General features: G+C 46.3%; 15 protein-coding genes. 9 read left to right on the top strand and 6 right to left on the bottom strand.

Annotation, left to right across the window (positions count from 1 at the left end; genetic code table 11):
- Window positions 1–19 precede the first annotated feature (19 nt).
- The 5 genes from racE (at window position 20) to MKY66_RS10015 (ending at window position 3,411) form a co-directional block, all read left to right on the top strand.
- Window positions 20–829 (top strand): glutamate racemase, encoded by an 810-nt coding sequence (racE, locus tag MKY66_RS09995; RefSeq protein WP_076209504.1) that lies wholly within the window; start codon window positions 20–22, stop codon window positions 827–829.
- A 234-nt stretch (window positions 830–1,063) separates the two neighbouring features.
- On the top strand, window positions 1,064–2,269 hold the full coding sequence (locus MKY66_RS10000; RefSeq protein ID WP_076209503.1) for a M14 family metallopeptidase: 1,206 nt from the start codon (window positions 1,064–1,066) through the stop codon (window positions 2,267–2,269).
- 196 nt (window positions 2,270–2,465) lie between these two features.
- Window positions 2,466–2,723, top strand: coding sequence for a hypothetical protein (locus MKY66_RS10005; protein WP_076209048.1), 258 nt, complete (start codon window positions 2,466–2,468; stop codon window positions 2,721–2,723).
- Window positions 2,724–2,865: 142 nt separating this feature from the next.
- A complete protein-coding gene (locus tag MKY66_RS10010) occupies window positions 2,866–3,168 on the top strand; it encodes a heme biosynthesis protein HemY (RefSeq protein ID WP_036670085.1) in 303 nt (100 codons plus the stop codon).
- Between the two features lie 21 nt (window positions 3,169–3,189).
- Complete coding sequence (locus MKY66_RS10015) at window positions 3,190–3,411, top strand: DUF1450 domain-containing protein (RefSeq protein ID WP_017689421.1); 222 nt, start codon at window positions 3,190–3,192, stop codon at window positions 3,409–3,411.
- Between the two features lie 99 nt (window positions 3,412–3,510).
- Here the strand turns inward: MKY66_RS10015 and MKY66_RS10020 are convergent, their stop codons facing one another.
- Window positions 3,511–3,909 carry a hypothetical protein gene (locus tag MKY66_RS10020; protein ID WP_076209047.1) on the bottom strand — a complete coding sequence of 133 codons (399 nt, stop codon included), beginning with the start codon at window positions 3,907–3,909 and terminating at the stop codon, window positions 3,511–3,513.
- Between the two features lie 150 nt (window positions 3,910–4,059).
- Here MKY66_RS10020 and MKY66_RS10025 point away from each other — a divergent pair, with 150 nt between their 5' ends.
- Window positions 4,060–4,341 carry a hypothetical protein gene (locus MKY66_RS10025; protein ID WP_076209046.1) on the top strand — a complete coding sequence of 94 codons (282 nt, stop codon included), beginning with the start codon at window positions 4,060–4,062 and terminating at the stop codon, window positions 4,339–4,341.
- Between the two features lie 174 nt (window positions 4,342–4,515).
- A complete protein-coding gene (locus MKY66_RS10030; protein WP_036670089.1) occupies window positions 4,516–5,346 on the top strand; it encodes an aldo/keto reductase in 831 nt (276 codons plus the stop codon).
- A 355-nt stretch (window positions 5,347–5,701) separates the two neighbouring features.
- Here the strand turns inward: MKY66_RS10030 and MKY66_RS10035 are convergent, their stop codons facing one another.
- The 4 genes from MKY66_RS10035 to MKY66_RS10050 form a co-directional block, all read right to left on the bottom strand.
- Complete coding sequence (locus MKY66_RS10035) at window positions 5,702–6,427, bottom strand: DsbA family oxidoreductase (RefSeq protein ID WP_076209045.1); 726 nt, start codon at window positions 6,425–6,427, stop codon at window positions 5,702–5,704.
- A gap of 81 nt (window positions 6,428–6,508) precedes the next feature.
- Window positions 6,509–6,937, bottom strand: a complete 429-nt coding sequence (locus MKY66_RS10040; RefSeq protein WP_076209044.1) for a cytidine deaminase — start codon at window positions 6,935–6,937, stop codon at window positions 6,509–6,511.
- A gap of 82 nt (window positions 6,938–7,019) precedes the next feature.
- Window positions 7,020–9,020 carry an LTA synthase family protein gene (locus MKY66_RS10045; protein ID WP_076209043.1) on the bottom strand — a complete coding sequence of 667 codons (2,001 nt, stop codon included), beginning with the start codon at window positions 9,018–9,020 and terminating at the stop codon, window positions 7,020–7,022.
- A gap of 213 nt (window positions 9,021–9,233) precedes the next feature.
- Window positions 9,234–10,388, bottom strand: coding sequence for a class I SAM-dependent RNA methyltransferase (locus MKY66_RS10050; RefSeq protein WP_074094429.1), 1,155 nt, complete (start codon window positions 10,386–10,388; stop codon window positions 9,234–9,236).
- A gap of 239 nt (window positions 10,389–10,627) precedes the next feature.
- On the opposite strand from MKY66_RS10050, the gene MKY66_RS10055 reads away from it, so the two are divergent.
- Window positions 10,628–11,260, top strand: a complete 633-nt coding sequence (locus MKY66_RS10055) for an O-methyltransferase (protein WP_076209502.1) — start codon at window positions 10,628–10,630, stop codon at window positions 11,258–11,260.
- 188 nt (window positions 11,261–11,448) lie between these two features.
- Here the strand turns inward: MKY66_RS10055 and MKY66_RS10060 are convergent, their stop codons facing one another.
- Window positions 11,449–12,660, bottom strand: coding sequence for an asparaginase (locus tag MKY66_RS10060; protein WP_076209042.1), 1,212 nt, complete (start codon window positions 12,658–12,660; stop codon window positions 11,449–11,451).
- Between the two features lie 486 nt (window positions 12,661–13,146).
- Here MKY66_RS10060 and MKY66_RS10065 point away from each other — a divergent pair, with 486 nt between their 5' ends.
- The gene (locus MKY66_RS10065) at window positions 13,147–14,349 is read left to right on the top strand and encodes a cytochrome P450 (RefSeq protein WP_076209041.1); all 1,203 of its coding nucleotides are present in this window, start codon (window positions 13,147–13,149) and stop codon (window positions 14,347–14,349) included.
- The last annotated feature ends 86 nt before the right edge of the window (window positions 14,350–14,435 follow it).

Genomic DNA, 14,435 nt, shown 5'->3' on the forward strand with positions numbered 1-14,435 from the left:
AGAAGGAAGCGGTGTGTTCGTGCAGCAAGCAATCGCTATATTAGACTCCGGTGTGGGGGGATTGACCGTCGCCAAGGAAGTGATGCGTCAGCTCCCGCGGGAAAAGATCATTTATTTTGGGGATACTGCCCGGACACCGTACGGACCCCGTTCGTCCGAACAAGTAAAACAATTTACGGAACAAATCGTTGATTTCTTGATCCAATTCGATCCGAAGGTTATCGTTATCGCCTGTAACACAGCAACAGCAGCTGCGTTGGAGTATATCCGTGCCAAGGTGAATGTGCCTGTCATTGGTGTTATACATCCGGGTGCGCGGGCCGCAATCACAGCGACACGTACAGGACGTATTGGTGTGATTGGTACCACGGGTACCATCGGTAGTGGGGCTTATACATCGGCACTCAAACAGTTGTCCCCCTATATTGATGTGGTCAGTCAGGCTTGTCCAGCGCTGGTGCCGTTGGTGGAACAAGGTGAATTTCGTTCCGAGCACACGACACATACGGTGGAGCAATCATTGGGCGAGATCAAACAACAGCCAATAGATTGTCTTATTCTGGGCTGTACGCATTATCCCTTTCTCATGGACACGATTCAGGAAGTTATGGGACAGGAAGTGAAGTTAATCAGTTCAGCAGATGAAACGGCACGTGAAATCAGTACAATTTTATATGATAAACGAAAGCTGGCCAGTGGGGATGAGACTCCGGTGCATCAATTTTTCTGCACGGGTGACCCGCGCATGTTCCAGAATATCACCCGTCGATGGTTGGGGGAGCAGATCTCCAAGACCCCTGTTGTCTGGCAAGTTACGCAATTATCATAGTTATATTCAAAATATGCATGAATAAGACTTTTAATTAATGTATTTTGGTTGTGGACTATCCCGGAACTGTGAAGTTCCGGGATTTTTTGTCGTCATTATGCATTAACCGAAGATAAACATGATTCATGTCACATGACGGACAACCTGACCTGCATACATATGTTACAGACACGAGATTGGTCAGAACTGGACAGGAGACCTGTCTTTTCCTGTGGAAAGGAGAACAACATGGATCTGCAGTGGATTATCGTTCAGCGGGGAGATACATTGCCGCGAATTGCGTCAGCACATCATATGACCAAAGAGTTTCTTGCTGCACTGAACCCGGAAGTGGCTTCCCAGCCATACTTGCTGGCAGGTCAGATGCTGCGTATTGTCCCCGGCACAGGTCGTAGATACGCTGTACCGCCCGGAGAAAGTGTAGGGGAGATTGCAGGCAGATTTGGTCTGGACGAAGAGGTGTTGCGCCAGGCCAATCCCGAAATCACCAATGTAACCGACTGGGTTGGTCGCTGTATTCATATTCCGGCTTCGAATGGAAAAACTATTGTGAAGATTCAGGGAGAGTATGGTTATCGAGAATTAATCAGGGATATAGACAAGCTGGAGAATCAATACCCGTTTATCGAGACGGGGTCCATTGGAACAAGTGTCATGGGGAAGTCGCTGCCATATTTGCGTATTGGGCAAGGGTCGAGACATATCCATGTTAATGCTTCCGTTCATGCTAATGAGTGGTTGACAACAGCAGTTCTGATGAAGTTTATCGAAGAGTATGCCGAGGCGTATAGTGCGCATAAGACATGGCATCAATACCAGACAGAACGCTGGATGCAAGAGACGACACTCTGGGCCGTGCCGATGGTTAATCCGGACGGGGTCGAACTGGTTCAGGAAGGTGTGGTCAATCAGCATCCACATGCACAGCAGTTGTTAGCCTGGAATGCGGACAGATCACATTTCACCCATTGGAAGGCCAACATCAGAGGGGTGGATCTGAATGATCAATTTCCAGCCCATTGGGATGAAGAGGCAGCGAGAAGAGGTATAACGTTACCTGGCCCCAGGGATTATGCAGGGACAGCGCCATTGACAGAACCGGAGGCACAGGCGCTTGCCCAGTGGACGCAGCAACATACATTTGATGCGGTTGTATCCCTGCATAGTCAGGGACAGGAGATCTATTGGAACTACCGTGATCTTGAACCTAGAGAGAGTGGACCGTTGTCGCGGAGACTCGCCAAAGCTTCCGGCTATAAGGCGGTGAAGCTCGGTGGCAGTGATGCCGGATACAAGGACTGGTTTATTCAAGATTTCGGTAAACCGGGCTTCACGGTGGAAGTTGGATTGGGTGTTAATCCGCTTCCCGTAGAACAGTTTGATGATATCTGTATAGAAGTGGGAATGTTGCTGGCTGAACTTTTATCTAATGGACAATGAGGCAAGACCCCGAATTATGATGGTGTGAAACTTAACAGTAGATCATTCGTATAACAGGAACGGACGCCATGAGCGACGTTCCGTTTTTATTATTTTTTATAATGGCATGTTACGTCATTCGTTCTGAATGGTTTTGGAACGGGTAATGATGGATGTGCCGTTTCGGCGACATATATAATGTTACGGAGGGATTCAGATGAAGTGGAGAAGACTGCTGTCGTTCAAACGATGGACACAAGTTTTCAAAAGGCTCCCCCGGCTGCTCCGGGCTCCGCAGATTCCTTTGGGAGAAAAGCTGTTGTTTATTATTCCGGCGCTGTTATACTGGGTACTTCCTGACGTAATGCCGTTTATGCCCATCGATGATATCGGGGTCACTTTGGTTCTGATGAACTGGTTTGTAAGCCGGGCAGAACGTAAATATCCTGCGCTTCAGGAAGGGGCTCCTTCTTAATTTGCGGCCCAATGGATAGGTTTAACATTGATTTCGCATCAATGTTATTGCGAAGAGCGGTAACTTTCTTTACAATAGATGCTGTAGTTTAAGAATGCTGAAATTGTTGAAACCAGCAATTACAATATAGGAGATGAAGAGAATGAACTGCAAAATTACGCGTAATGCTGCTAAAGTATTGAAGCTTGAATTGGACAAGCCGGAGAACGAAGGAAAAAAACTGCGCGTTGTCATCACACATGCACATGGTGACCATGCTCACTACGGGCTTGATCTCGACACACCAAAAGAAAATGATACAGTTGTATCTACCGATAAAGAGATTGATGTCATTCTCGCGAATGATCAGCCTTTGTTGAACGGTGTTAAAATTGACTACCTCTACTTCCCGGAAGAGGGATTTGTTATTACGAATCCGTCCCAAGGTAATCACGGCGACCACTAAGGGCGCGAAGAAGGGGAACTCATGGCTAACGATATCCGTGTATGCGAAAAGTGTAATCATGTCCGACTGAAATCGATTGTACCCAAGTTGCAAAAAATGGCTCCAGACACGGAGATCAAGATTGGGTGCAAATCCTATTGCGGTCCTTGCGCGAAACGTGCATTTGTCTTTATCAATGGTCGGTACATCAGTGCGCCGACAGAAGAAGAAGTACTCGCCAAAGTCGCAAAGTTTGTGAAATAAAAGGATATAACAAGGTGAGTGGAGAAAGCTGTCCACACATCAGAACGGAGGGGCTACGTGCCTCTCCTTTTTGCGTTTGGGTAGCAGTGAAAGGATGTTTTAAAATGCGGCATCCTCTATCATTTCAGTAATTTGGAAGGTGTTTTCTTGAATTTCAATGGCAATGACGGTAGTATCCTTTTTCAGAAAATGTACATTTCCCAGTCGTTTTTCCTCCAATTCTACCCAACCTGTATCCGCTAACTTCTGAAAATAATCCATTGGCGGGTATAGTCCTTGCTCACCCCCAATATGTTTCAGTTCGTACTTAGCCCCTTTTTTAAGGTTGGGATCATCGGAATAAGTTATGTTCTCAAGAAGCTTTGCATTGGTTGGAACAGGAATGTCTGGGTTCATGGATGAAGCTGTATATCCTTCTATCTCGTATGTTGCAGGAGCGCAGCCCTGTACCCAAATGAGCAAGGGCAACATGCAGAGTGTCAGTACTATTTTCTTCAAATAAATTCCTCCTGATTTGGCATGATTACCTAATAAACGTAGCGAAATCAATTAAAGTTACGATGAAAACACAAAAGAAGAATAAGGAAGGCTTGTGTTATCCATCCTAAAGGGGTAACAGGAACATGATAATCCCAAGGAGGAATACTCATGCCGAAGCGTTATGATTCCAGTTTGCAAGCCGATACCACCGTATCTCAGGCGCAAAATGCGGTGAACAAGCTTCATTATGCTGTATCTCAGGCCATGTCTCATCCGACGGCACAGACCATTGTACAGGCGGAACGACGTCTGGCACACACGGAGCAGGCGATGCGACAAGCAGAGCTTTCACTCGGAGGGCAAGGTGTTGAGTTGGCAGAGGAAATGTTCATCGAGGAGAAGAGAAGATTGAATTCAATCCAGAGTCAGCACGGTCAAGGGAATTTATAACGTTCCTGTCACATCAGAACCCGCAGGGCAGCAATGCTTTGCGGGTTTTTCATCTCTTTTGCAAAGACTCTCGATACATGGGTTTACTCCGACAGTATGTCGAATGGTCGCTTAAAATTCTGTGAGAAGGTTAATAGAACAAGAGCAGGCAAAATTCCATACGGGAGGTACAGAATGACAAAACATATTACAGATTGTACAATTCTGAACAACGGAGTAACGATGCCATGGCTAGGATTTGGAACATATAAAGCAAAAGGTAAGGAAGTGCAACAGGCGGTTGAGACCGCTTTGGAGGTTGGATATCGGAGTATTGATACCGCGTCCATCTATGGCAATGAAGAAGAAGTGGGACAAGCTATTGCAAGCAGTGGTGTTGCCCGTAACGAACTGTTTGTGACGACCAAGCTCTGGAATGAGGATCAGGGATTTGATTCAACGTTGAGAGCATTTGAAGCCAGTCAGAAAGCACTTGGACTGAATGTGATTGATCTTTACTTAATTCACTGGCCTGGCAGAGACCAGTATAAGGAGACGTGGAGAGCGTTCGAACGTCTATATAGCGAAGGGAGCATCCGTGCGATTGGTGTGAGTAATTTTCAAGTTCACCATTTGCAAGATATCATAGATGAGGGCGGAACGGTGCCTGCGGTAAATCAGGTAGAGCTGCATCCAGGTCTGATCCAGCAGGAACTGCAGGATTTCTGCGGGGCGCAGGGAATTCAACTGGAGGCTTGGAGCCCGATCATGAAAGGCAAGCTGAACCAAGAGTCCACGCTCAAGGCGCTGGCCCAGAAATATGGGAAAACGCCAGCACAGATCATTCTGCGCTGGGACATTCAGAATCAGATTGTGACGATTCCGAAGTCGGTAACTCCAGAACGTATTCGTGAGAATGCGGACATCTTTGACTTTGAATTGACACCGGATGAGTTGAGACAGATTGATGCACTGGATTCGGATAAGCGGACGGGTCCACATCCGGATCAACTATTCTGGGATTAAGTGGGTAGACGCTAATTGAATATAAGTGTTTGATGAACTACTTGTGGTTGTTCCGGTTACGTAATCGTTCTTTGTGGTCTAAGATGTAAGCATAATCGGTCACGCTAAGACACTACTTGTGCAGAACAATCTTTCGATCGCCGTTATCCCCGAATTTTTTTGAAATTCCCTGTATCAAGGGGAAAATCCGGTGATAAATGCGAGCGCTCCGCTTCTCCAGCTTTTTTCTGCCCACTCCGTTATCGTGAAAATTATAAATCCATCTTTAGATTTGGTGGGTAATTAAGAAGCATATAAAAAAAGCAGCAGGATCGGGAAATATCCCTGATCCTGCTACTTTTTTTTGTGAATTGGCTTAATTTTTTTTCGGGACTTCGCATCCGTCATCTGTGCAGATGCCACTGCTGTCTGTTTCTGTTGTGTTGGATTCAACCATGGTGAAAGGGGAACGGTCGTCCCATGCTTTTTGAATGGCATCCAGGAACACCTCGTCAGGTTGAGCGCCCGATACGGCGAACTTGCGGTCGAATACGAAGAACGGTACACCGCGGATACCGAGTTGCTCTCCTTCTGCTTGGTCAGCACGGACATTGTCGGTGAATTGATCACTGGACAGCACTGCCGTAGCTGCGTCTCGATCCAAGCCGACTTCTTCTGCTAACTGAGCCAACACTTCAGTGTCGCCGGAGTGTTTACCTTCAATAAACACAGCTTGGAATATCCGTTCACTCAGTTCAAGCGCTTTGCCTTGTGTATCTGCCCAGTGTGTCAAGCGGTGAGCTGAGAAGGAGTTTGTAGGGATCATGGCATCGATATTGTATTCCAGTCCTGCCGTACGAGCATTGGCATTCATCTGGGCATTCATACCTTTGGCCTGTTCCACGCTCATATTATATTTGGCAGCCAGATATTCCGAATTGGTTTTGCCTGGGTTCAATGCAGCGTTTGGATCCAGCTCGAAGCTTTTGAATTGCAGCTTCACTTCATCACGGTGTGGGAACTGTTCCAGTACATTCTCCAGGCGGCGTTTACCGATATAACAGAATGGGCACAGAAAATCAGACCATATCTCAATATTCATTATGTTAAACCTCCATCATCCATATAGTTGAAACTGATATAGTTACAATTATAAAGCCACTTTCTATAATTCGCAAGGAGATTACTTTTTATCCCGATATGCCTTGGACCAATGGTACGGTTGGATCTCATCCAGTCTCTTGAAGACCAGTTGACCAGAAGGGTCGTATACGGCAGCTTTGACTTCTTCGCCCCAGTAAAATAATCGTTCCTGGCATACTCCGCAAGGTGTAAGGACCTTAAATTCTGAATGCTCGTCATCACGAGCGATACAGAGGGAGTGGGTGACACGTTCGTTCAATTTGTGGGCTTCCAGATAAGCTCCTGTTTCCATGCACAGATGCGTGGCATCGTTGATGACCTCTGGAGCTACGCTAATCAGCAGGGAACCGGCTTCAGTATAGACGGCACCTGCGCCACCCCATCCCTTAGGATAACGTTGCTTCACAAATTCTGCGGCTGCATCGAACAATTTCTGTTCCATATTAAGTGGTTCAGTGTGTAATGTCATGTAATGCAAGTTCCCCTTTTTAAATTCAAATACAAATTCAATTCATTTCGTGTATTTGTTTAGTTTGTCATTACGATATTGCTCATTGCGATGTTGCTGCTGCACTGTCTTCCTCTCGAAAGCGCTGAATCAAATCATAGGTTATCACGGTGTCCGAGACATGTAATCGCTTGGCTGCTTCATCGTGACCGGCGCGGCAGGCGTTAATATCTGTTTTGTCACGTGTGGACAGGTCATAACAAGCGCCATTCTCATAGATATAGTCATCCGCTGGAATGTAGAATACAGAACCATCCGAGAATGCGCCATTACGCAGCACAACCGTACGTTCAGACCTATCATATACGTCGTTACCCATATGATAATAGGACTGGTCAGACACGCCGAGCAGATGCAATACGGATGGCGTGATGTCCAGTTGTCCCGAAGGTTCGTCGATGGTTCCAGCAGCTGCTCCGTCCGGTAAATGCACGAGCAGGGGGACCTCGTTCATAATCTGTGCCATATCGAGTTCGTTCAATGAACGTCCCAGAAATTGCTCGTATTGTGATTGTTCCTTAATCGAGTTGTCGTGATCCCCGTAGAACATAAAGATGGTATTCTCCCATAAGCCCCGATTTTTCAGATCCTCAACCATCTTACCCAGTGCCGAATCCACGTAATGAACGGACTGCAGATAGTTACCAAACATGGTTCCCTGGAACTCGCCTACATCCAGTTGCTGCTTCTCTTTTGGCAAGGTATACGGATGGTGACTGGTAAGAGTGATTAGGAAGGAATAGAACGGTTCGGTCACCTCACTACTCATTTTCTCAACGGATTGCCGGAAAAAGGATTCATCAGACAGGGACCAGCCAAGCGGGTCATCCTGTGCAAAATCATTTTTACTATAAAACTTGTCGTACTTCATGTTCTGATACATCGTATACCGATTCCAGAAGCCACTCTCATAAGCGTGAAATACATTGGTGTTATATCCGTTATCCTTCAGGATGGAAGGAAGGGAATCATACGTATGGTCTGCATATCGTACAAAGGCTGATCCAACCGGAAGTGGATGTAGGGATATGTTTGCGCCAAAATCGGCATCTGACGTTCTGCCCTGACCGGTCTGGTGATAAAAGTGACTATAATACTGGCTTTCCTTCATCAGTTCATTAAAATGGGGTGTGATCTCCTGACCGCCAATGCTCTGGCCAATCATGAAGTTCATAAAAGCCTCACCCTGGACAATGATCACATTGCTGTCTTTATATTTGCCAAACAAGGCATCATTCTGCGGGGCAGCTCCTTGCCTTTCAGCGAAGAATGCCTTTGCTTGCTCAACATCAGCGGGTTCAGCTTGCGGCCCGGAGCCGATGTGGTCTTTAGCATAGTTGTACAGATCATAACCGTGAAAAGCGAGCAGTCCAGTCACATTGTACATGGATACATTCCACCAGTTGTTATCGAACAGGCCTTTGGCCCATGTTTTACTGTAAAAATAAATCGGGCCGACGGCGAGGCCAAGTCCCAGCACAAGGGCAATGCTGCCAGCCGTGAGACGGCGGCGCAATCGTGCCTTGCGATCGTTATGTGAATAACTCCCGTAACCCGTAACAGATGTACTGGGGTGCTTCGAACGGTAACGTCTGCTGAACAGTACGATAGCTGCGAACGGAATGACGACAAGCCAGTCGGCAAAGAACCAGAGATCACTTGTGTAGATCAATGTAGCGATGCTGTCACCCAATGCGTCAACTTGTCTCGCCTGCAACAATACCGGGATGGTCAAGAAATCCTGGAAATAACGATAATACACCATATCGGCATAGATTAGTCCGGTAAGCAGCAGGTTAAGCACCGCGAGAGACACGATCATGCCTCTACGTGGCAGCAACCAGGCCCAGAAGGACAAGAGTAGTAAAGATCCAATGGCAATGACTTTATCCAGCAGTCCCATCGTAATGTTATAAGCGTGAAGATTGTGATGGAGCCACATGAGTTTGAGCAGCATGAGCACAAGAAAAATAAGATATAACGTTAATGGATGATTTAAAAGCCCGCGTGGCGTGGAGCTGCGCGTAGGCCGAGTGACAACCATATGTATGTCCTCCTTGCTTTTGTTGTTTTGTAATCGGAATGTAAAATAGGGCTCCATCCATTATAGCGTGGCCTCATGTGTTTTCAACTATGCCTCAGAAGAATTGATTTCTGCGGAAGCGAAGACCGAAGTCGGTGAATTCATATGACCAGAAAAGCGCACAAAAAAAGCGCCCCGGCCATGGATGGCAGGAGCACTTTAGATTCGAAATAATTATGAAGATTGTGGTGCTTTATTTCGTGGGGGCAGTGGGCCCAAATACTGATAGTACTGGGTTTCAATTCGTCCGTTGAACAACTTGCGACGTTTGTCTGCCTTATGACCGAAATATTCCTCGAAAGCTTTGGTCGATGTGATTGCAAAAAAGGACCATGTTGGCATGTCGAGGTAACTGCGCCCTAATGAGCGGAGCAACTTCTGAACTTCTTTTTCTTCACTCAAACGTTCACCATATGGGGGATTGGTAATGATAACACCATATTCACCCTGTGGTCTTGCGCGATGAGCGGGCAGGACGCTGACTTCAATATCTTTGGCGAACCCAGCACTTTTGATCGCTGCCATAGCAACTTCAATCGCTTCCGGATCAATATCGCTACCTGAAATCTGTAACGGGACATCGTCACGTACAGCATCAAATGCTTCTTCGCGCGCCTGTTCCCATAATTCTTCAGGAATGACAGCCCAGTCCTCAGAGTTGAAGGTCCGACGAAGTCCTGGTGCAATGTTCCAGCCGATCATAGCGGCTTCGATCAGCATTGTGCCTGATCCACAGCAAGGGTCATAGAATGGACGGGATACATTCCAGCGACTGAGCTGAATAAGAGCTGCAGCAAGTGTTTCTTTGAGTGGCGCTTCGGTAACGAGTTTACGATAACCCCGTTTATGCAGACCTGGTCCCGTCGTATCTAAAGTAAGCAGGGCGCGATCGTTTAGCAGAATGACCTCAATCACATAACGAGACCCATCCTCTGGGAACCACTCTGTGTCATAAGTCAGCTTCAGTTTCTCTACGATTGCTTTTTTCACGATCCCTTGTGATGCAGGCACACTGCTTAACTGGGATTTTTGAGAACGACCCTCTACAGGGAATTCGCCATCGGCTGGAATCCACTCTTCCCAAGGCAACGCTTTGGTGCCTTCAAACAATTCGTCGAAAGTCGTGGCAGGGAATTCACCCATTTTCACCAATACGCGATCCGAACTTCTCAGCCACAGGTTACAACGGCAAATATCAATATAATCTCCTGTGAAGAAAACCCGGCCATTGTCGATCGTAACATCTTCATACCCCAGTTGCTTCAGTTCCCGGGCAACAACAGCCTCGAGTCCCATCGCCGAGGTTGCAATCAATTGCAATTGAGCCATGTGATTCATTTCAACTCCATTTCAAGCTGGAGAAGGGAAATCCTTCTCTCTGCTGTATAGTAACGGTGCGGCCTTGCCGCTTTCCGTGAAAAAACTTACAATGAGAAATGCGGTGAACGTATGCACTCCTCTTTCGAAGTGATACACCAGTCAACCGCCTGTGTTGATAACAAACATTTATTATAGAACATTGGCATCCATATGGAAAGCAGTCCAAGTGTCCAAGGAGGATTTTAGTGGTGAATCTGACCCCTGATGAATATGTAAATCAATTATTTCAAGAGGATGAGCTTTTGCTGAAAGTGAAAGAGGCTATCCGTTCGAACGGTATGCCGGAAGTTTCTGTTGCTGCGGCGTATGGACGACTGCTCACGTTTCTAGCCAAGACATCCAAAGCAGAAGCTGCGCTCGAAATCGGCGTGCTGGGCGGTTACAGTGGGATCTGCATTGCACGCGGATTGCGTGAGAGTGGAACCCTGACTTCGCTGGAACTGAAAGAGGAATATGCGGCAATGGCGCGTGGTCATCTGGAAGAAGGCGGTTTTGGCGAAAAGGTAGAGTACCGTATTGGCCCGGCGGCAGACAGCCTGGAGCAATTGGAGCAGGAAGGTCGCACATTTGATTTCTTCTTTATTGACGCAGATAAGGAGAATTATCCGGTATATCTCGATTATGCCATTAAGCTGGCCCGGCCAGGTGCTGTTATTGTAGGGGATAATTGTTTCCTGCGTGGTCGTACGCTGAATCCGGACAAGCAGGGCCCGGCCGTGCTTGCAGTTCGTCGCTTCAATGAACAGATGGCAAGTGACCCGCGTCTGGTGACGACGATGTTGCCGGATTACGATGGGCTGGTACTTGCCTGGGTGAAGTAAAAGTGGATATTTCCTAAAGATAAAACTCCGATGAAACACGATCTCACGCTTTTATGTTTGTGAGAGGGATCGTGATTCTGTACGGAGTTTTCTGAAAACACACAAAGAAAGAGATGACAACATTTTGAATGACAGGAAATGTGTCGTCTCTTTCTTTGTGTTTACAGATATCGTTATAGTAGTTCTATTTATACTTCAGGTGTTCCGTACGTTTCAAACCATTTTTTGATGGTGTCAAAATCATCACTGAAGGACAAACCCAGCATCAATAATACACGAGCTTGTTGTGGACTCAGGTTGTCGCCTGCAATGATACCTTTGCCGCCGCCGTACACACTTCCTGAACCCGTCCGAGTGGTGGTCACAAAGATGACACCTTCTTCAATGGCCTTGATACGAGCTTGTCCCATAGCTCTGGAGATGCCACCAGCTCCGGTACCGGAAGTCACGATTCCTTTGGCACCGCTGCTCACGAATCCTTCAATGGCTCCGCCGCCAGCTTCTTGATACGAGATCGCAATTTCTACTTTGGCCAGATCTGCCTTTGTGATTTTACTTAGATCAAATACGGGCTTTGCTGTGCCTTCAGGTTTCAAGGCACGTGCAGGAGCGCGGTAGATTCGAATGTTTTCTTCATCAATATATCCTACAGCGCCGAGCATCGGTGTTTCAAACGTATCTGTCCGATAATCATTTGTCTTGGTTACACCACGAGCAAGCTGGATTGTGTCATTCAACATGAGTACTGTGCCAAATGAAGTGGTACGACCACTGCCTGCAAGTTTGATGGCGTTGTACAGATTGGCTTGAGCGTCAGAGCCGATGACGGTCCATGGACGCATGGAGCCTGTGATTACGACAGGTTTGTCACTCTGAACCGTCATATCGAGGAAATAAGCGATTTCCTCCATTGTATCTGTACCCGTGGTAACGACAACACTGTCGTACATTGCCAGAGCTTTGTCTACCGTCTGCGACAAGTCATAGAGATCGGCCATGCTATAGGAACCTGAACCTGAGTTTCCGAATTGGAGCGTGCTAACATCAGCAATCTTCTGTTTATCCGGTAAAGCGTCTACCATCTCTCCAATCGGAAGTGTACCTGCCTTGTAATTTTGGAAGCTGGTGGCATCCTCGGATTGACCGGCAATCGTTCCGCCAGTTCCGATTACCAATACATTAGGTAGTGCAGATTGCTTGGAAGAGTCTGGTATTGCGGGAATGGAAGTATTGCGAGCTGGGGTGGTGGTTGCTGTCTGAACAGCACCTGTTGTACCTTTCACCTCTACCGTAGCTGCGTGCGCAGCGTAGGTTCCAATGGGGGACAATGAGATAGTTAGTGCTGTTAAAGTTGCGCTACTCCATACGGCCCAGGGACGAAGATTGGATGTTTTACTCATGAATAGCACTCTCCTTCAAGTAAGTGTGATGTTAAGTTTGTTAAGAAGAATATGTATACCATTTCAAAATGATTGTATTTGATGTTAATTAATATGACAAGGATGAATAAGGGGAGAGTAATCGGTTACATTCGTAGATAATGAGAGTAAAATGATTGTTTATAAGGAATTATGAAATATTATTCATTTTGATTAGAGATAGAAAAGAAGCGGTTTTAGTATTTTGAAAGGAAAATAAGCCCTTATAATGTTAGTTAAAATTACATAATGAGTCTTTTGTCCTGATAAAATGAAGCATTTTAATAAAAGAATGTCGAATTGGGACTCATATCAGAAGTAGGTAACAGAATAAGAGGATGATAGTAACGCATATTAGGTAATGGGGCTCAATTACGGTCTAAAGATTGGTTTCGTTACAGATTATGTTTATAATAGGGGTGATCGACATATGTAAATAAATATATAATATTGATTGGAGGAGAAACGATGAAACAGGCACCGAGAAAGTATGCAAATTACATTCCGATTCGGGAACTGGAGACTTTGGAAGAGAGGTTATCTCCCTTCAAGGTGTATGCAGAACTTCGTGACAACACTCCAGTCCGATATGATGAACATCGAGAATGTTGGGATGTTTTCGGGTATGAAGATGTGAAGTACGTTCTGAAAAATCCGAAGCTGTTCTCTTCTGCACGTGATCGTGCCAATACGAGCATGTTGACGACAGACCCTCCCAAACACAAACAGCTGCGTGATCTGGTGAACCAGGCGTTTACACCCAAGGCCATTGAAGCGTTGGCTCCGCGTATTCAGGAAATCACAGATGAGTTAATTGTTCCACACCTGTCAGAAGGATATATGGAACTTATTGATGACCTTGCAACACCATTGCCCGTCATTGTCATTGCGGAATTGATCGGAGTCCCCGCGGCGGATCGTCAAAAGTTCAAGGACTGGTCTGATGTGTTGGTGAAAGGCGCGCGTGACGATAGTGAGCAGGCCTTCCAGGAGTTATTGGAGGAGAAAAAAAGAAATATGCAGGAGTTGCATATCTATTTCACTGGCATTTTGGAAGAACGTCGGTTGCAGCCAAAGGATGATCTGATCTCATTACTGCTTGCTGCGGAGATTGATGATCATAAATTGACTTCAGATGAAGTGGTAGGTTTCTGTATTCTCTTACTTGCTGCAGGTAATGAAACAACAACCAACCTGATTACCAATGCGGTTCGTATTCTGTCTGAACAACCCGAGCTACAACAGGAGTTGCGCGAACATCCTGAACAGATTATTTCTGCGATTGAAGAGACGCTGAGATATTATCCGCCAATTGTCGCGATTGGGCGGGTCGCCAAGGAAACTGTTGAGTTGAATGGTCAGATGATTCAAGCTGGAGAGCAGGTGATTTCCTGGGTTGGAGCCGCCAATCGGGACAGTGCCCAATTTGAAAACCCGGATGATTTCATCTCTGATCGCAAGCCGAACCGGCATATGGGCTTTGGTTTTGGCATTCATTTTTGTTTGGGTGCACCACTCGCTCGTTTGGAGGCAAGGGTAGTTCTTCATACATTGCTTCAGCACATGGGAAACATTCAACTTGTGCCGGGAACGGCTCTGCAACCGATACAAAGTGCTTTTGTATATGGTGTGAAACATTATCCGATACAATTCAATCTAATAAATAAATAATTAAATAAATGGCATATGAATGACAAAGCCGCTCTCAGGCCAATTAGGCGCTGGAAGCGGCTTTGTCAAATAAAAAAGTAAGATGT

The sequence above is a fragment of the Paenibacillus sp. FSL R5-0766 genome, assembly GCF_037971845.1.
In the GTDB taxonomy this organism is placed as follows: domain Bacteria; phylum Bacillota; class Bacilli; order Paenibacillales; family Paenibacillaceae; genus Paenibacillus.